This window comes from Streptomyces sp. 6N223 (assembly GCF_052246635.1).
Taxonomy (GTDB): Bacteria; Actinomycetota; Actinomycetes; order Streptomycetales; family Streptomycetaceae; genus Streptomyces.
On sequence record NZ_JBQQCA010000016.1, the window covers coordinates 1 to 18,286 of the forward strand.

Annotated in this window: 13 protein-coding genes and 1 pseudogene; 12 read left to right on the forward strand and 2 right to left on the reverse strand. The window is 72.9% G+C overall.

Annotated elements, in window-relative coordinates:
* Together ACTWQH_RS12600 and serA are read left to right on the forward strand one after the other, a co-directional pair.
* Positions 1-145: pseudogene (locus ACTWQH_RS12600) on the forward strand (ketol-acid reductoisomerase); the annotation flags it as partial.
* Between the two features lie 244 nt (positions 146-389).
* Positions 390-1,988, forward strand: a complete 1,599-nt coding sequence (gene serA, locus ACTWQH_RS12605) for a phosphoglycerate dehydrogenase (protein ID WP_443286559.1) — start codon at positions 390-392, stop codon at positions 1,986-1,988.
* Positions 1,989-2,081: 93 nt separating this feature from the next.
* On the opposite strand, the gene ACTWQH_RS12610 is transcribed toward serA, so the two are convergent.
* Positions 2,082-3,122 (reverse strand): glycoside hydrolase family 6 protein, encoded by a 1,041-nt coding sequence (locus ACTWQH_RS12610; RefSeq protein ID WP_443286560.1) that lies wholly within the window; start codon positions 3,120-3,122, stop codon positions 2,082-2,084.
* 276 nt (positions 3,123-3,398) lie between these two features.
* Between ACTWQH_RS12610 and ACTWQH_RS12615 the strand changes: the two genes are divergently transcribed.
* The 9 genes from ACTWQH_RS12615 to ACTWQH_RS12655 all read left to right on the forward strand — a co-directional run bounded on the left by ACTWQH_RS12615 (position 3,399) and on the right by ACTWQH_RS12655 (position 13,918).
* Positions 3,399-4,175 (forward strand): hypothetical protein, encoded by a 777-nt coding sequence (locus ACTWQH_RS12615; protein WP_443286561.1) that lies wholly within the window; start codon positions 3,399-3,401, stop codon positions 4,173-4,175.
* Positions 4,176-4,271: 96 nt separating this feature from the next.
* Positions 4,272-5,204: a proline dehydrogenase family protein gene (locus tag ACTWQH_RS12620; protein WP_443286657.1), complete on the forward strand. Its 933-nt coding sequence runs from the start codon at positions 4,272-4,274 to the stop codon at positions 5,202-5,204.
* Between the two features lie 39 nt (positions 5,205-5,243).
* Entirely contained in the window at positions 5,244-6,884 is a 1,641-nt protein-coding gene (gene pruA / locus ACTWQH_RS12625; RefSeq protein WP_443286562.1) for an L-glutamate gamma-semialdehyde dehydrogenase, read from the forward strand.
* 139 nt (positions 6,885-7,023) lie between these two features.
* The gene (locus ACTWQH_RS12630) at positions 7,024-7,200 is read left to right on the forward strand and encodes a hypothetical protein (RefSeq protein ID WP_443286563.1); all 177 of its coding nucleotides are present in this window, start codon (positions 7,024-7,026) and stop codon (positions 7,198-7,200) included.
* 83 nt (positions 7,201-7,283) lie between these two features.
* Complete coding sequence (locus ACTWQH_RS12635; RefSeq protein WP_443286564.1) at positions 7,284-8,327, forward strand: 3-isopropylmalate dehydrogenase; 1,044 nt, start codon at positions 7,284-7,286, stop codon at positions 8,325-8,327.
* A 230-nt stretch (positions 8,328-8,557) separates the two neighbouring features.
* On the forward strand, positions 8,558-9,673 hold the full coding sequence (locus ACTWQH_RS12640; RefSeq protein WP_443286565.1) for a branched-chain amino acid aminotransferase: 1,116 nt from the start codon (positions 8,558-8,560) through the stop codon (positions 9,671-9,673).
* Between the two features lie 628 nt (positions 9,674-10,301).
* Positions 10,302-11,906, forward strand: a complete 1,605-nt coding sequence (cimA, locus tag ACTWQH_RS12645; protein WP_443286566.1) for a citramalate synthase — start codon at positions 10,302-10,304, stop codon at positions 11,904-11,906.
* Between the two features lie 189 nt (positions 11,907-12,095).
* A complete protein-coding gene (locus ACTWQH_RS12650; protein ID WP_443286567.1) occupies positions 12,096-13,676 on the forward strand; it encodes an acyl-CoA carboxylase subunit beta in 1,581 nt (526 codons plus the stop codon).
* Positions 13,677-13,705: 29 nt separating this feature from the next.
* Positions 13,706-13,918 carry an acyl-CoA carboxylase subunit epsilon gene (locus ACTWQH_RS12655; protein ID WP_443286568.1) on the forward strand — a complete coding sequence of 71 codons (213 nt, stop codon included), beginning with the start codon at positions 13,706-13,708 and terminating at the stop codon, positions 13,916-13,918.
* 40 nt (positions 13,919-13,958) lie between these two features.
* On the opposite strand, the gene ACTWQH_RS12660 is transcribed toward ACTWQH_RS12655, so the two are convergent.
* A complete protein-coding gene (locus ACTWQH_RS12660) occupies positions 13,959-14,189 on the reverse strand; it encodes a hypothetical protein (protein WP_443286569.1) in 231 nt (76 codons plus the stop codon).
* Positions 14,190-14,740: 551 nt separating this feature from the next.
* Between ACTWQH_RS12660 and ACTWQH_RS12665 the strand changes: the two genes are divergently transcribed.
* Entirely contained in the window at positions 14,741-18,286 is a 3,546-nt protein-coding gene (locus ACTWQH_RS12665) for a nitrate- and nitrite sensing domain-containing protein (protein ID WP_443286570.1), read from the forward strand.

An 18,286-nucleotide genomic window follows, 5' to 3' on the forward strand; every position in this document is an offset into this window, starting at 1 on the left:
CAGCTTCGCCCGCAACTGGATGGCCGAGTACAACGCCGGCCTGCCCCGCTACAACGAGTACAAGAAGGCCGACGGCGACCACCTCCTGGAGACCACCGGCAAGGAGCTGCGCAAGCTCATGAGCTGGGTCGACGAGCAGGACTGAGCAGGGCTGAGCTAGGACCGAGCCACGTTTCCCGGCCCGGCCGGCGCCGGCGCACCCCCGCCGGGCCGACCGGGCTGGTACGCGGCGGCGCCGCCGCTAGACTGCACGCACAAGCGCGTCACAGGCTCACAGCGTCGTGCGTCTCCACGCGGCTGCCCGGGGGCGTTACGCCACGGCAGCGCCCCCTCCTCCACCGCCGTCGGCCGCCGGGACCGGCCTTTCGCAAAGGACGAGTGAGACCGAAGTGAGCAAGCCGAGCAAGCCTGTCGTACTCATCGCCGAGGAGCTCTCTCCAGCCACCGTTGACGCCCTGGGGCCGGACTTCGAGATCCGGCACTGCGACGGCGCCAACCGCGACGAGCTGCTGAGCGCCATCGCCGACGTCGACGCCATCCTGATCCGCAGCGCCACCAAGGTGAACGAGCAGGCCATCGCCGCGGCCCGCCGCCTGAAGGTCGTCGCCCGCGCGGGCGTCGGCCTGGACAACGTGGACGTCGCCGCCGCCACCAAGGCCGGCGTCATGGTGGTGAACGCCCCGACCTCCAACATCGTGACCGCCGCCGAGCTCGCCTGCGGCCTGATCATCTCCAGCGCGCGCAACATCCCGCAGGCCAACGCCGCCCTCAAGCGCGGCGAGTGGAAGCGCAGCAAGTACACCGGCGTGGAGCTGTCCGAGAAGACCCTCGGCGTGGTGGGCCTGGGCCGCATCGGCCTGCTGGTCGCCCAGCGCATGCAGGCGTTCGGCATGAAGGTGATCGCCTACGACCCGTACGTCCAGCCCGCCCGCGCCGCCCAGCTCGGCGTGCGGCTGCTGTCGCTGGACGAGCTGCTGGCCGAGGCCGACTTCATCACCGTCCACCTCCCCAGGACCCCCGAGACGCTGGGCCTCATCGGCGACGAGGCGCTGCACAAGGTCAAGCCGGGCGTCCGCATCATCAACGCCGCCCGCGGCGGCATCGTCGACGAGGCGGCGCTGCTCAGCGCGCTCAAGGAGGGCCGCGTCGCCGGCGCCGGCCTGGACGTCTACGCCAGCGAGCCGTGCACCGACTCCCCGCTCTTCGAGTTCGACCAGGTCGTCTCCACCCCGCACCTGGGCGCCTCCACCGGCGAGGCCCAGGAGAAGGCGGGCCTGGCCGTGGCCAGGTCGGTGCGCCTCGCCCTCGCCGGCGAACTCGTCCCGGACGCCGTCAACGTGCAGGGCGGCGTCATCGCCGAGGACGTGCGGCCCGGCCTGCCGCTGGCCGAGAAGCTGGGCCGGATCTTCACGGCGCTGGCCGGGGAGGTCGCCACCCGCCTCGACGTCGAGGTCCGCGGGGAGATCACCCAGCACGACGTGAAGGTGCTGGAGCTCTCCGCGCTCAAGGGCGTCTTCGAGGACGTCGTGGCCGAGACCGTCTCCTACGTCAACGCCCCGCTCTTCGCGCAGGAGCGCGGCGTCGAGGTGCGGCTGACCACCAGCTCGGAGTCGCCCGACCACCGGAACATGATCACCGTGCGCGGCACGCTCGCCAGCGGCGAGGTCGTCTCCGCCTCCGGCACCCTGGCCGGGCCCAAGCACCTGCAGAAGCTCGTCGGCATCGGCGACCACACGGTGGACCTCTCCGTCGCCGAGCACATGGCGTTCCTGCGCTACACCGACCGCCCCGGCGTGGTCGGCACGCTCGGCCGGATCCTCGGCGAGGCCGGCATCAACATCGCCGGGATGCAGGTGGCCCGCGCCGAGGAGGGCGGGGAGGCGCTGATCGCCCTCACCGTGGACGATGCCATCCCGGTGCCCGTCCTCACCGAGATCGCTCAGGAGATCGGCGCCTCCTCCGCCCGGGCCGTCAACCTGGAGGACTGACGGCGGCCCGGTGGACCGGTGCCGCCCGGGAAGGCGGGGGCGGCACCGGACCGGGGCAGACCTGCTGACGCTTGTCGCCCGCTGGGGGACGCGTCAGCCGCCTGCCAACTCGTACGCCTTGTCCGGCGAGAACGAGCCCGCCGCGCCGGCGCAGCCGTCCAGCTCGCCCGGCCGCTTGATCCACAGGAAGGCGTCGACCTGCTCGCTGCCGGTGCTCACGGTCGGGTTGTCGCCGAGCAGCCGGTCGGCCGGGTCGCACCACTCCTCGTTGGGCGCGGGCCCGGCGCCGTTGCGGCTGGTGTCGATGACCGCCCGCAGCTCCGGGTCGGCGAGCTCCGCCAGTACGGCCTCGGTGAAGGCGACCTCGTTCTCGGTGGTGTTGTAGTTGGAGGCGTTGGAGTAGATGCCGTTGCCGCTCTCCAGCACGCCCGCCTGGCGCAGCAGCTCCGCGATCGTGGCCGGGTCGTGCCAGGCGGAGTGGCCCGCGTCGAAGTAGACCTGCGCCTGGGGGTTGGCGGCGTGGATGGTGTCCGCGGCCTGGGCCAGCGCGCCGAAGCGCTCGGCGATGCCCGCCTCGTCGAGGCACGTGGTGAGCGCGATCGAGTCCGGCTCCAGGATCACCGCGACCGGGCCGCTGCCCAGCCCGGCGGCGAAGCCCTCGGCCCAGCTCAGGTAGCTGGCGAAGTCGGGAGCCCCGCCCGCCGACGCCCCGCCGCAGTCGCGGTTGGGGATCATGTACGAGACGAGCACCGGGACCTGCCCGGCCGCCTCGGCGGCGGAGGTGATCTCGGAGACCTCAGCCGTGACGGTCTCCGGCTCGTAGTTGGACAGCCAGGTGGCCGTGGGCGTGTTGGCTATCCGCTCCTCAATCAGCGCCGTACGCGGGTCGTCGGGGTTGGCGGCGACCCATTCGTGGACGGCTCCGGGGTGGTTGTAGAAGACGGTGTCGTCCGGCAGCTCGGCCGTCCCGGTGTCGCGCGGGGCGCTGCCCCGGCTCTCCTCCAGCGGGGCGCCCTGGGCGGAGGCGAGGGCGGACCAGGCGAGCATGCCGCCCAGGGCCGCGCCCGTGGCGAGCAGCCAGGGCGCCCGCGACCGGCGACGTGTGGGGGATTGCGCGGCTCTTGGGGTGCGCACAGGGATCGTTCCTCTCGAGTGGGGCGATGCGTTCGAGTGGGGGTTGGGAGCGCTCCCACTCGGAACATAGCGGTTCGCGCTGGGTGAGTAAACCGTCTGTACCGTCGCGGGGCCGTCGCGAGGTGCCCGCCGCCATGCGTGTGGCACTTCGGGCCGACGCGCGTCGGAACGCCGCGCCGACGGTCCGCGGACCCGGCCGCCGTCCCAGGATGAGGGCACAGCGCACAGCGACAAAGGCGCCGATATCCGGAGAGCCAGAACAACAGCGGAGGAACAGTGAGCCCATCCACGCGGCGGCGGGCCCTCGCCGCCCTCGCCCTGCTCGCGGCGTCGACCGCCCCGGCCTGCGCCGGCCAGGAACAGGACGGCAGGGACACCACCGGCGCCCGCGAGGTGGCGCGGGAGGCCGCGGTCCCCTCGCCCACGCCGGCGGAGAAGGTGGACCCCGACGACTTCGTCCGCCGGATCACCAACCTCTACATGCCGCTCGAACCGGGCACCACCCTCACCTACGAGGGAACCGGCGGCGACGGCCGGGAGCGGGCCGTGGTCGAGGTCACCCGTCAGACCCGCACCATCCTGGGCGTCACCGCGACCGTCGTCCGCGACCGCGTCTACCGCGAGGGCGAGCTGATCGAGGACACCCGCGACTGGTTCGCCCAGGACCGCCAGGGCAACGTCTGGTACTTCGGCGAGGACTCCCGCGACATCAGGTACGGCGAGGTCGTCAGCCGCGAGGGCTCCTGGGAGGCGGGCAGGGACGGCGCCAGCCCCGGCATCGTCATGCCGGGCGACCCCCAGCCCGGCGACACCTACAGCCAGGAGAACGCCCCCGGCGTGGCCGAGGACAGGGGCGAGGTGCTGAGCCTGGTCGCGACCGCCGACGTCCCCCAGGGCTCCTACGAGAACGTCCTGAAGACCCGGGACACCACCCCCCTGGAGCCGAAGGTCGTGGAGCACAAGTTCTACGCCAGGGGCGTGGGCCTCGTCGCCGAGGAGGAGGCCGGCGCCGGCGGCGAACGCCTCGAACTGGTCCGCCTCGAACGCCCCTGAGAGGCTGTCCCCGGCCGCCGATCCGGGCGATCCTTGATGGGCCGGCGGATTCGCCGGCGCCGGCGACCGACCGCCTCACCGGAGGTGCCCGTGACCATGCCCGTCCTGGGACCGGTGCTGCTCGCCGCCGCCCGCAGCGACAGCGTCCGGCGCCTCGTCTCCGCCGCCCCCGTGACCCGGCAGGTGGTGGACCGCTTCGTGGCGGGGGAGCGGCTCGGCCAGGCGCTGGCCACCACCCGCGCGCTGGCCGCCCGCGGCTTCGACGTCACCCTCGACCACCTCGGCGAGGACGTCACCGACCGCGCCCAGGCGATGCGCAGCCGCGACGCCTACCTGTCGCTCGCCGAGGCCCTGACCGGTGAGAGGCTGGGAGTGAGGGCCGAGATGTCGGTGAAGCTGTCCGCCTTCGGGCAGGCGCTCCCCGGCGGCCACGACATCGCGTACCGGAATGTCCTCCCCGTGGTGGAGGCCGCCGCGGCGGCGGGCACGACGGTCACCCTGGACATGGAGGACCACACCACGGTCGACTCGACGCTCGCGATCCTCGGCGCGCTGCGGGAGCGCTTCCCGCAGACGGGGGCCGTCGTGCAGTCGTACCTCTACCGGACCGAGGCCGACTGCCAGGTGCTGACCGCTGCCGGCGCCCGGGTGCGCCTGGTCAAGGGCGCCTACCGCGAGCCGGCCGCCGTCGCCTACTCCGGCCGCCGCGAGGTGGACCGGGCGTACGTCCGCTGCCTGAAGGTCCTGCTGGCGGGCCCCGGCTACGCCATGGTCGCCACCCACGACCCGCGCCTGCTGGCCGTGGCCCAGGCGCTGGCGGCCCGCTCCGGCCGGGACCGGGACGCGTACGAGTTCCAGATGCTCTTCGGCGTCCGCGAGGCCGAGCAGCGGCGACTGGCGGAGCAGGGCCACCGCGTGCGGGTATACGTCCCCTACGGCACGGACTGGTACGCCTACTTCATGCGACGCCTCGCCGAGCGCCCCGCCAACCTGGCCTTCTTCGCACGATCGCTCCTCACCCGGAGCTGACACACGAGCACGCATCGAGCACGGATTGGGAGACCCCCGATGGACGCTGTGACCCAGGTTCCCGCGCCGGTCAACGAGCCGGTGCACACCTACGCCCCCGGCACCCCGGAGCGCGCCCGCCTGGAGCGGAAGCTGAAGGAGCTGGCCGAGAACCCCGTCGAGCTGCCCATGACCATCGGCGGCGTGCGGCGGATGGCGGGCGGCGAGCGCTTCGACGTCGTGCAGCCCCACAAGCACAAGGCGCGCCTGGGCACCAGCGCGCACGCGACCCGCGACGACGCCCACGACGCCATCGCCGCCGCGCTCGCCGCCGCCCCCGCCTGGCGCGCCCTCGCCTTCGACGACCGCGCCGCCGTCTTCCTCAAGGCCGCCGAGCTGCTGTCGGGCCCCTGGCGCGAGACGATCGCCGCCTCCACCATGCTCGGCCAGTCCAAGACCATCCAGCAGGCCGAGATCGACGCGCCGTGCGAGCTGATCGACTTCTGGCGTTTCAACGTCCACTTCGCCCGCGAGATCCTGGCCGAGCAGCCGCCGGTCCAGCCCAAGGGCGTGTGGAACCGCATGGACTTCCGCCCGCTGGAGGGCTTCGTCTACGCCATCACCCCCTTCAACTTCACGGCGATCGCCGGGAACCTGCCGACCGCCCCCGCCCTCATGGGCAACGTGGTGGTGTGGAAGCCCTCGCCCACCCAGACCCACGCCGCCGTGCTGCTGATGCGGCTGCTGGAGGAGGCGGGCCTGCCGCCCGGCGTCATCAACCTCGTCACCGGCGACGGCCGCGAGCTGTCCGAGGTGGCGCTGCGCCACCCCGACCTGGCCGGGATCCACTTCACCGGATCGACCAGGACCTTCCAGTACCTGTGGCGCGAGGTCGGCGCCAACATCGAGCGGTACCGGAACTACCCGCGCATCGTCGGCGAGACCGGCGGCAAGGACTTCATCGTCGCCCACGCCAGCGCCGACCCGGGCGTGGTGAAGACGGCCATCACCCGCGGCGCCTTCGAGTACCAGGGGCAGAAGTGCTCCGCTGCCTCCCGGGCCTACCTGCCGCGCTCGCTGTGGGAGGGCGGCCTGCGCGAGGAGGTCGCCGCCGAGGCCGAGGCGCTGCCCATGGGCGACCCGTGCGACCTCGCCAACTTCCTGGCCGCCGTGATCGACGAGCGCGCCTTCGCCAAGAGCAAGGCCGCCATCGACCGCGCCAAGGCCGACCCCACCTGCGAGATCGTCGCGGGCGGCGGCTACGACGACTCGGTCGGCTACTTCGTCCAACCCACCGTCATCGCCTGCACGGATCCGGACAACGAGGTGTTCAGCACCGAGTACTTCGGCCCGATCATCGCCGTGCACGTCTACGACGACGGCGCGGACGGCGCGTTCGAGGCGATGCTGGACCAGATGGAGTCCGTGGCGCCCTACGCCCTGACCGGCGCCGTCCTCACCCGCGACCGGGCGGTGGCCGCGGCGGCCGGCGAGCGGCTGCGCTACGCGGCGGGCAACTTCTACATCAACGACAAGCCCACCGGCTCCGTCGTCGGCCAGCAGCCCTTCGGCGGCGCCCGCGCCTCCGGCACCAACGACAAGGCGGGCTCGAAGTTCAACCTGCTGCGCTGGGTCTCGCCGCGCTCCATCAAGGAGACCCAGGTGCCTCCGACCGACTACCGCTACCCGCACATGGGGTGATGCCCGCACCTGGCGTGATCGCGACGTCACCCGTCTCACATAGTAGGACGGTCGAGTATCTGGGGAGACAGCACCATCATCTGTCGCTAGCTTTGTGGAGGCCGCACGGATCGACCCGCCCCCCGGAGCTGAGCTGCTTATGTCTCCCGTTGCCCACGACACCGCCCCGCCCGACACCGCCCACGCCCCGAGCCCCACCGCCGGGCGGACGCCCGCGTACGCCACGGTCACGGACGACGACAGCCGCCGCCACGCCGCCCTCGCGGTACAACGCGCCCTGGACCGGCGGGACAACGGCGGGGCGTTCGGCCACTGACCGCCGCCGCCCCGGGGCGCCCGGCCCGTCCGCATCGTGGACGAGCGGCGCCCGGGGCGTGGGACGGCGCGTATGGTCCTGCCATGGCTCGGACTATCGATCTCGCGGTGATTCCCGGTGACGGCATCGGCCCTGAGGTGGTCGCGCAGGGGCTGAAGGTCCTCGGCGCCGCCCTCCCCGGCGACGTCAAACTGGAGACCACCGAGTACGAGCTGGGCGCCCGGCGCTGGCATGCGACGGGGGAGACCCTCCCCGACGCCGAGCTGGAGCGCCTGCGAGGCCACGACGCCATCCTGCTGGGCGCGGTCGGCGACCCCTCCGTGCCCTCCGGCGTGCTGGAGCGCGGCCTGCTGCTGAAGCTGCGCTTCGCCTTCGACCACTACGTCAACCTCCGGCCGAGCAGGCTCTTCCCCAACACCCCGACCCCGCTGGCCGGGCGGCCCGACATCGACTTCGTCGTCGTCCGCGAGGGCACCGAGGGCCCGTACGTCGGCAACGGCGGCTCGATGCGCACCGGCACGCCCGCCGAGGTCGCCACCGAGGTCAGCATCAACACCGCCTACGGCGTGGAGCGCGTCGTGCGCGACGCCTTCGAGCGGGCCGCCGCCCGGCCCCGCAGGAAGCTGACCCTGGTCCACAAGAACAACGTCCTGGTCCACGCCGGCCACCTGTGGCAGAACACCGTCACACGCGTCGGCCAGGAGTACCCGCAGGTCACCACCGACTACCTGCACGTCGACGCCGCGACGATCTTCCTCGTCACCCAGCCCGAGCGGTTCGACGTCATCGTCACCGACAACCTGTTCGGCGACATCCTCACCGACCTGGCCGCGGCCGTCACCGGCGGCATCGGCCTCGCGGCCTCCGGGAACATCAACCCGGCCCGCACCTTCCCCTCGATGTTCGAGCCGGTCCACGGCTCCGCGCCGGACATCGCCGGCACCGGCAAGGCCGACCCGACCGCCACCGTGCTGTCGGCCGCCCTGCTGCTGCGCCACCTCGGCCACGAGGCGGAGGCCGTCCGCATCGAGGACGCCGTCACCGCCGACCTGGCCGGGCGCGACGCCGGCAGCCCGCGTTCCACCGACGCCGTCGGCGACGCGCTGGCGGCCCGAGTAGCCGGCTAGCCCGCCGCGGACGCGACTCCGCCGCCGGGCACCAGGCGCCCGGCGGCGCGAACCGCCCGAAGCTGGGTGCCACTCGCAGCACCACAACGAGGACCCACGTCCCACGGACCCGCGCGATAATCGACGCGCGGCCCGGCATCCCCCGATGCTCGGACGTCCTAGTACCGCAACGGGGCGGGCACGCGGGTCCGCCACGACACTCAGTGACACTCAGTGAAGGACGCGCTCACATGACCACGCCGACGACGCCCCGCATCGCCTTCGAGCTGAAGCCCTCCGGCCAGCTGTCCTCCGTCGCGGAACGCGAGGCCGCCCTCGCCGACCCCGGCTTCGGCCGGTACTTCACCGACCACATGGTCACCATCCGCTACACCGAGGGCCGCGGCTGGCACGACGCCCAGCTCACCCCGTACGCGCCGCTCCAGCTCGACCCCGCGACCATGGCCCTCCACTACGGACAGGAGATCTTCGAGGGGCTCAAGGCGTACCGCCAGCCCGACGGCTCCGTCGCCGTCTTCCGGCCCGACGCCAACGCCCGCCGCTTCCAGCGCTCCGCCCGCCGCCTGGCCATGCCGGAGCTGCCGGTGGAGACCTTCGTCGAGGCCATCGACGTCCTCCTCGCCCAGGACCAGGCGTGGGTCCCCAGCCCGGGCGAGGAGTCGCTCTACCTGCGCCCCTTCATGTTCGCCACCGAGGTCGGGCTCGGCATCAACCGCCCCGCCAGCGAGTACCTCTTCATGCTCATCGCCTCCCCGGCCGGGGCGTACTTCTCCCGCGGCATCAAGCCGGTCTCCGTCTGGCTGTCCAAGGAGTACGTCCGCGCCGCCCCCGGCGGCACCGGCGAGGCCAAGTGCGCCGGCAACTACGCCGCGGCCTTCGCCGCCCAGGCCGAGGCCAACCAGCACGGCTGCGACCAGGTGGTCTGGCTCGACGCCGCCGAACGCCGCTGGGTCGAGGAGATGGGCGGCATGAACCTCTACTTCGTGCGCGGCACCGGCGAGACGGCCCGCATCGTCACCCCCGAGCTGACCGGCGCGCTGCTGCCCGGCATCACCCGCGACTCGCTGCTGACCATCGCCGCCGACCTCGGATACGCCACCGAGGAGACCCGCATCTCCGTCGAGGAGTGGCAGCGGGGCAACGCCGACGGCAGCATCAGCGAGGTCTTCGCCTGCGGCACCGCCGCCGTCATCACGCCGGTCGGCACGGTCAGGTCCTCCGACGCGTCCTGGACCGTCGGCGACGGCGAGCCCGGCGACATCACCATGCGGCTGCGCGAGATCCTCCTCGGCATCCAGACCGGGCGCCACGAGGACAGCCACGGCTGGATGCACCGCGCCGGCTGACGCCGGCACGAGCCGCCCGTCCCCAGCCCCGCCACCCGGCGGCGCGTCCCCGCCCGCAGGGCGGCCAACGCTTCCCGCCGGTGGCGAACGCGCCCCGCCGGTGGTGTCACACGCCCGCCGGGCGGGACGAACGCGCCCGGCCGGTGGCGAATGCTTCCCGCCGAAGGCGGACACGCCCGCTGGGGCGGCGAATGCTTCGCGCCGCGCGGCAACGCCCCGGGCCGTCGCGGTGCGGCGGGCGCGGCTGGGCGGCGACCCCGCCACAGGCGTGTCGCATCCTCACCCGCCACCCGCCACCCGCCACCCGCCACCCGCCACCCGACACCCGCCACCCCGCGGCGCGTCTCCAGCCCGCCGGGCGGCGAAGTCCGCGTCGTCGGCGTCGGCGGTGGCGGACGGGTGGCCAGGCCCGCCGCAGGCGTCCCGCATCGTGAGACGGCCCACGGCACGGGAGCGGAAGTGTGCCACACTGCTCCCGTGCTGCCGCCCGTCATGATTATTGGCGACCAGCGCGCCGGTCCGCGGTAATCCGCGTCCCAGACCCGCGCGCAGACCTCTCGCACCCGCGAGGGGTCTTTTCGTTTTCTGTGCCAGCCCCCGACGCCAGTCCCCGACAGGAGCCACCCCCATGACAGAGCCCGCCCCCAGCGACGCCTTCCACGTCTTCGACACCACACTGCGCGACGGCGCCCAGCGTGAGGGCATCAACTTCACCGTCGCGGACAAGCTCACCATCGCGCGCCACCTGGACGAGTTCGGCGTGGGCTTCGTCGAGGGCGGCTGGCCCGGAGCCAACCCCCGCGACACCGAGTTCTTCCGCCGCGCCCGCGAGGAGATCACCTTCCGCAACGCCCAGCTCGTGGCCTTCGGCGCCACCCGCAAGGCCGGCACCACCGCCGAGAGCGATCCGCAGGTGGGCGCGCTGCTGGACTCCGGGGCCCCCGTCGTGACCCTCGTGGCCAAGTCCCACGACCGCCACGTGGAGCTGGCGCTGCGCACCACCCTGGAGGAGAACCTCGCCATGGTGCACGACACCGTGGCCTACCTGCGCGCCCAGGGCCGCCGTGTCTTCGTCGACTGCGAGCACTTCTTCGACGGCTACGCCGCCAACCCCGGCTACGCCCTGCGCGTGGTGCTCGCCGCCCACCGCGCCGGCGCCGACGTCGTGGTGCTCTGCGACACCAACGGCGGCATGCTGCCCTCCCAGGTGCAGGCCGTGGTGCGCACCGTGGTCGCCGACACCGGCGCCCGCATCGGGATCCACGCCCAGGACGACAGCGGCTGCGCCGTCGCCAACACCCTCGCCGCCGTCGACGCCGGCGCCACCCACGTGCAGTGCACCGCCAACGGCTACGGCGAGCGCGTCGGCAACGCCAACCTCTTCCCCGTCGTCGCCGCCCTGGAGCTGAAGTACGACCGCAGGGTGCTGCCGCCCGGCGCCCTGGCCGAGATGACCCGCATCTCCCACGCCATCGCCGAGGTCGTCAACATCACCCCGGCCACCCACCAGCCCTACGTCGGCGTCTCCGCCTTCGCCCACAAGGCCGGGCTCCACGCCTCCGCCATCAAGGTCGACCCCGACCTCTACCAGCACATCGACCCCGAGCGCGTCGGCAACTCCATGCGGATGCTCGTCTCCGACATGGCCGGCCGGGCCTCCGTCGAGCTGAAGGGCAAGGAGCTGGGGTACGACCTGGCCGGCGACCGCGACCTCGTCGGCCGGATCGTGGAGCGCGTCAAGCAGCAGGAGCTCAAGGGCTTCAGCTACGAGGCGGCCGACGCCTCGTTCGAGCTGCTGATGCGCGAGGAGCTCACGCCCGGCGCCGGCCGCTTCTTCCGCCTGGAGTCCTGGCGCACGATCACCGACCGGCGCGCCGACGGCGGCGCGGTCGAGAACGAGGCCACCGTCAAGCTGTGGGCCAAGGGCGAGCGCATCCTCGCCAGCGGCGAGGGCAACGGCCCGGTCAACGCCCTCGACCGCGCGCTGCGCGGCGGCCTGGAGCGGATCTTCCCCGAGTTGGCCCGGCTGACGCTCGTGGACTACCGTGTCCGGATCCTGGAGGGCACGCACGGCACCCAGTCCACGACCCGCGTGCTGATCACCACCAGCGACGGCACCACCGAGTGGTCCACGGTCGGCGTGGCCGAGAACGTCATCGCCGCCTCCTGGCAGGCGCTGGACGACGCCTACACCTACGGCCTGCTGCGGGCGGGGCTCACCCCCACCGAGTGAACCGCGGGTTTCCGCCAGGCGGCCGGGGCGTTGTGGAATACCTCCAACGCCCCGGCGGCCCGTCCAGTGGTTTCCCTGCACGGCCCACGCCACACGCCTCGGTTATGTCCAGCGCGGCCATGAAATCGCTGCGGAGACTGTACGGAACTGACGAGGGCGAAGTGGCGCCGTTTTTCATAGGGTCTGTACATGACCGAACAGGCCGTTACGGAGCAGGCCGCCGACGCACGGGGGCGGGTGCTGGAGCTGCGCGCGATCCGCGAGGAGGTGCTGCGCGGACCCAGCGAGAAGGCGACGCAGGCACAGCGAGCCAAGGGCAAGCTCACCGCGCGCGAGCGCATCGCGCTGCTGCTGGACGAGGGTTCCTTCCGGGAGATAGGAGCGCTGCGGCGCCACCGTGCCACCGGCTTCGGCCTTGAGGAGAAGCGGCCCTACACCGACGGCGTCATCACGGGATGGGGCACGGTCCACGGGCGCCAGGTGTTCGTCTACGCCCACGACTTCCGCGTCTTCGGCGGTGCCCTCGGCGAGGCACACGCCGCGAAGATCCACAAGATCATGGACATGGCCATCACGGCCGGCGCGCCGCTGGTCTCGCTCAACGACGGCGCCGGCGCCCGCATCCAGGAGGGCGTCGCCGCGCTCGCCGGATACGGCGGCATCTTCCAGCGCAACACCAAGGCCTCGGGCGTCATCCCGCAGATCTCCGTCATGCTCGGCCCCTGCGCCGGCGGCGCGGCGTACTCCCCGGCGCTGACGGACTTCGTCTTCATGGTGCGGGAGACGGCGCAGATGTTCATCACCGGACCCGACGTGGTGCAGGCGGTGACCGGCGCGCAGGTGACCCACAACGGGCTGGGCGGCGCCGATGTCCACGCCGAGACCTCGGGCGTGGCGCACTTCGCCTACGACGACGAGGAGTCGTGCCTGGAGGAGGTGCGGTACCTGCTGTCGCTGCTGCCCGCCAACAACCGCGAGAACCCGCCCGCCGTGGCGACGGAGGACCCCGCCGACCGGCGCTGCGAGTCCCTGCTCGACCTGGTCCCGGCGGACGGCAACCGCCCCTACGACATGCGGTCGGTGATCGAGGAGCTGGTGGACGACGGGGAGCTCCTGGAGGTCCACGAGCGCTGGGCGGTCAACATCATCTGCGCCCTGGCCCGCCTCGACGGCCAGGTGGTGGGCGTCATCGCCAACCAGCCGCAGTCGATGGCCGGCGTGCTCGACATCGCCGCCTCCGAGAAGGCCGCCCGCTTCGTCCAGATGTGCGACGCCTTCAACATCCCGCTCGTCACGCTGCTGGACGTGCCCGGCTTCCTCCCCGGCGTCGACCAGGAGCACGGCGGCATCATCCGGCACGGCGCGAAGCTGCTGTACGCCTACTGCAACGCCACCGTGCCGCGCATCTCGGTCGTGCTGCGCAAGGCGTACGGCGGCGCGTACATCGTGATGGACTCGCAGTCCGTCGGCGCCGACCTGACCTTCGCCTGGCCCACCAACGAGATCGCGGTGATGGGCGCGGAGGGCGCGGCCAACGTCGTCTTCCGCCGCCAGATCGCCTCCGCCGAGGACCCCGAGGCGATGCGCTCGCGCATGGTCAAGGAGTACAAGGCCGAGCTGATGCACCCCTACTACGCCGCCGAGCGCGGCCTGGTGGAGGACGTGATCGAGCCGGCCGAGACCCGCGAGGTCCTCATCCGCTCCCTGGCGATGCTGCGCACCAAGCACGCCGATCTGCCCGCCCGCAAGCACGGCAACCCGCCCCAATGACCGCCGCCGACCTCCCCCAGGAGAGCCCGATGAGCACCGAGCCCCGCCTCGTCCGCGTCGAGAAGGGACAGGCCAGCGACGAGGAGCTGGCCGCGATCACCGCCCTGCTGATGGCCCGTGCCGCCGCACACCCCGCGGACGCGTCAGACGGCAGGGTTGCGGTGAGGGACCGCAGCCCGGCCGCCTGGCGCCGCCTGGAACGCCTCCGCGCCTACCGCGCCCCCAACAGCTGGCAGGGCTAGCGGCGCGGGTCAGGCGAACGACGAACGTGCCCGAGAGCGCCTAGGCGCGCAGGGCCGCCTCCAACTCCCGGGGCGCGGCCGCCGCGTCGCCCTGGGCGCTCTCGTGCTGCTCGGTGACGACGGTGCGCCGGGGGTTGGCCGTCCTGTCGGGGAGCTCGTCCGCGCGGGCCAACGGCGTTACGCCGGGGGCGAGTCCCGCGGTGTCCCGCAGGTGTGCGAGAGTGGTGCGCTGCGGATTGGCGATGGCGCGCATGGTCATCGTGCTCTTCACAGGTGGTCTGCCTCTGGTCGTTCGGTTGTCATGTCACGGCTCTTTGTAAAGCCGAGCCTAGACATCCCGTACCCGGGCCGCGCGCGCAGTCAGCCAGGGGTGTCGTGTGAGCTTTCTCACGAGGACTCCGACAAAAGGGGCATCCCGCCGCGTTCGAGCGGTGCGTCAAAGGGGTGCATTCACGAATGATCCATCACTCTTCACCTCGTCCCGGGCGCGCCGGATGAGAGCGTTCCGACGAATGCCCCGCGGGGATCGTCCGAAATGTCCGTGCATGATGGTCAACCCGCAGTGATGCCGAGGATCCGCAGCGTCATACAGGTCACGGGACTATTCCGGGCCCTTGTTGGAGTTCGGCCACTGTGCTGGAATTCCACGGACCGTCGCGGAACAGCAGCTCAGTGCGGGGCCCACACCAGGCGTCACGCACCGGCTGGCCCGTCAGGACCGCGTCGGTTGCCCACCGACCGTGATGGGGCATGCAGGCCCCCCGCAGACATCGCCCCGCCGCATCCGCGGCGCGGCGCCTGGTCCATAAGGTTGCGACGCTAGTGCAGGGACGTTTCAAGAGGGAAGGCAGCGCTGCGGAGGATGCGGAGCTGAGCGGCACCGAGGACCGCGGCTCCTCCGCCGGGCCTGCCCTGGCTGGCGGCCGGGCGTGGGAATCCGGGCGCGAGCACGCGGAGAACGCCGCGGGCGCCGCGAGCGGCGGGAGCACCGCGAACGCCGACAGCTTCGCCGCGTCGCACTCGCCCCCGGGCGACCCGGACGACGACCTCGACGAGACGCCGGCGCCCCGGAACACCCGATCGGGCTCCCGGCTGCGCCTGCGCAACTGGAGCATCAGCACCCGCCTGATCTCGCTGATCGTGCTCCCCGTCGTCGCCGCGACCTTCTTCGGGGCGCTGCGCATCCAGAACTCGATGGAGGACATCGAGCAGCTGGAAAACATGGACATCCTCACCGAGATGACCGACAAGGCGACCGCCCTCTCCCTGGCTCTCCAGGCCGAGCGCGACCGCTCCGCGGGCCCGCTGGTCAGCGGGGAGGGCGAGAAGGACGAGGAGGTCGCCGCGCCCCGCGACCGGACCGACGCCGCGCTGGCGTCGTTCCAGCGAGCCAGCGCGGACATCTCCGTCGAGGACAAGCAGATGCGCGGCGTTCACGCCACGGTCCTCGACATCCAGCGGCGCCTGGGCGAGATCAGCGAACTCCGGGACGACGCGTACGTCGACCCCGACAGCGTCTCGGACACCGTCTCCCGCTACAACCAGCTCATCGACGCGCTGCTGTCCCTCTCCCTGGACATGGCCCAGGCCACCAGCAACAGCGAGATGATCCAGTACACGCGCGCCCTGTCGACGTTCTCCGAGGCCAAGGAGGCCGCCTCGATCCAGCGCGCCATCATCACGGCGGGCCTGGCCCGAGCGGAGCTGGGCGAGGAGGTCGGGCTCTCCGAGAGGGACTGGCGTTACGGCCGCACCTTCTACCGGCGGGAGGACTCCGCGCTCGGGGGCTTCGCCCAGGTCCACCCGGTGCCGGAGGAGGCACAGGAGCTGCTGGCTCCGATCGAGAACGGCAGCGTCCCCAACATCACACGGGCCAACCAGTTCGCCGCCCACGTCTTCGCCGCGCCGGACGGCATCCGCAACTTCGAGCAGCCCTCCTACATGGAGTGGTACGACGAGTCCAGCGCCGAGATCGAGCGGATGGACGTCATCGAGCAGGGCCTGCTGTCGGATCTGAGGGCCCAGTCGAAGGAGCTGCGGGACCAGGCCGAGCGCGACGCGCTGATCAACGGCGCGATCACCCTCCTCGTCCTGGGCTTCACCCTCATCGGCGCCTTCGTCGTCGCCCGCTCCATGGTCCGCTCGCTGCGCCGCCTGCAGGACACCGCGCAGGAGGTCGCGCGCAAGCGGCTGCCCGAGGTCGTCAAGCAGATGTCCGAGGCCGACCCGCAGGACGTGGACACCTCCGTCGAGCCGGTCGGCGTCTACACCCGCGACGAGATCGGCAGGGTGGCCCAGGCGTTCGACGACGTGCACCGGGAGGCGGTCAGGCTCGCGGGCGAGCAGGCGCTGCTGCGCGGCAACGTCAACGCGATGTTCACCAACCTCTCGCGCCGCAGCCAGGGCCTCATCCAGCGGCAGCTGTCCCTCATATCCGAACTGGAGTCCCGAGAGGCCGACCCCGACCAGCTCTCCTCGCTCTTCAAGCTCGACCACCTCGCGACCCGCATGCGGCGCAACGGCGAGAACCTGCTGGTCCTCGCGGGCGAGGAGCCGGGCCGCCGGTGGACCCGCCCCGTGCCGCTGGTGGACGTGCTGCGCGCCGCCGCCTCCGAGGTGGAGCAGTACGAACGCATCGAGCTGTCCGCCGTCCCCAAGACGGACGTCGCCGGGCGCGTCGTCAACGACCTGGTGCACCTGCTGGCGGAGCTGCTGGAGAACGCCACCTCCTTCTCCTCGCCGCAGACCAAGGTGAAGGTCACCGGCCACTCCCTGCCGGACGGGCGGATCCTGGTGGAGATCCACGACACCGGCATCGGCCTGTCGCCCGAGGACCTGGCGGAGATCAACGACCGGCTGGCCAACCCGCCGACCGTGGACGTCTCCGTCTCCCGCCGCATGGGCCTGTTCGTGGTCGGCCGCCTCTCGCTGCGGCACGGCATCCGCATCCAGCTGCGGCCCTCCGACTCCGGCGGCACCACCGCCCTGGTCATGCTCCCCGCCGACGTGGCGCAGGGCGCCGGGCGCGGCGGCAGGCCGACCGGGGCGACCACCGGGTCCGGCCAGCCCTCGGCCACGCTGCTGCGCGACAACCCGACGATGCGGCGCCCGCCGGCCGGGACCCCGGCCTCCGACATCAGCAGCGAGGGCACCGTGCGGCTGCCGGGCCGCGGCCGTGGGGGCCGCGGCAGCCTGGGCAGCCTCAACAAGCCGATGCCGCCCAGGGGTTCGGTGCCCGGCGGCGCCGAACGTCCCGCGCTGCCGTCGCGTCCTGGAGCCGGCGGTGCCGGCGTTCCCGCGGGGGCGTCCTCGGGCGAACTGCCCGGCCGCGCGGACCGGCAGGAGACGGGCGAGAACCCGGCCGTCGCCCCCGCCGGGCCGCGGCCGAGCTGGGCGAGCAGCGAGGACACCGGGAGCGGCCGAGCCGTCCCCTTCCCGGCCACCGACCGGCCGCGCGAGCACGACGAGCACGACGAGCGCGACGAGACGGCCATGGGCGCACCGGCCGGGCTCGCGCAGGGACCCGACGCCAGGCCCGAGGACACGGCCGAATTCACCATGAACGGCGCGGCCGACGCGACCGGTCCCGTGCCGCGCGTGCCGCAGGACCAGGAGCCCGGCGGGCCGCGGGAAACCCGCGATCCCCAGGAGACCGGGGAGACGCCCCTCGCTCAGCCGCCGGCCGCGCGGCCGGGCCCGGCCCGGCGCCCCGACGAGCTCACCGACCCGCTGCCGGCGTCGGCCCCCGAGCGCGCCCCGGAGCGCACGCCCATCTTCGAGGAGAGGGAGTCCACCTGGTTCGGCACGCGGCGCGCCGTCGTGCCGCCCGCCGCCTCGCCCCCGGATTCGACCGGCACGCAGGCCGGCACGCAGACCGGCACCACCCAGACCAGTACCACCCAGACCGACACCCAACCCCCCGAGCCCGCCGCGGCGCCCGCCCCGGCCCCCGTGCCCCCGCCCCGCCCCGACCAGCCGGCCTCCGCCGTGCCTCCGGCCGCCTCGCGGCAGGCGGCGGCGACGGAGAGCGCGGAGGCGTCCGGCAGCACCAGCGCGGGCACGGGCGTCGGCGCCCCGTGGCGCCCGTCGCCCAACGACGAGCGCTGGCGGCAGGCCGAGCAGCTGCGCGAGCCCTCGGCGGGCGGCGTCACCACCTCCGGCCTGCCACGGCGCGTTCCCCGGGCCAATCTCGTGCCGGGCGCGGCCCAGTCGGAGCAGCCGGAGGCTCCGGCGGGACCGGTGGTCTCGCGCGCCCCGGACGCGGTCCGGGGGCGGCTGACCAACCTCCGCCGTGGGATTCAGCAGGGTCGCCAGGCCGGTTCCTCGGCCGGGCAGACGGATCGGGACCTCGGTCCCAGGTACCAGTAG

Coding starts and splice junctions, on each gene's coding strand:
- ACTWQH_RS12620 (WP_443286657.1), top strand. CDS start 4,272: ATGCCCGTCCTGGGACCGGTGCTGCTCGCCGCCGCCCGCAGCGACAGC.
- pruA (WP_443286562.1), top strand. CDS start 5,244: ATGGACGCTGTGACCCAGGTTCCCGCGCCGGTCAACGAGCCGGTGCAC.
- ACTWQH_RS12630 (WP_443286563.1), top strand. CDS start 7,024: ATGTCTCCCGTTGCCCACGACACCGCCCCGCCCGACACCGCCCACGCC.
- ACTWQH_RS12635 (WP_443286564.1), top strand. CDS start 7,284: ATGGCTCGGACTATCGATCTCGCGGTGATTCCCGGTGACGGCATCGGC.
- ACTWQH_RS12640 (WP_443286565.1), top strand. CDS start 8,558: ATGACCACGCCGACGACGCCCCGCATCGCCTTCGAGCTGAAGCCCTCC.
- cimA (WP_443286566.1), top strand. CDS start 10,302: ATGACAGAGCCCGCCCCCAGCGACGCCTTCCACGTCTTCGACACCACA.
- ACTWQH_RS12650 (WP_443286567.1), top strand. CDS start 12,096: ATGACCGAACAGGCCGTTACGGAGCAGGCCGCCGACGCACGGGGGCGG.
- ACTWQH_RS12655 (WP_443286568.1), top strand. CDS start 13,706: ATGAGCACCGAGCCCCGCCTCGTCCGCGTCGAGAAGGGACAGGCCAGC.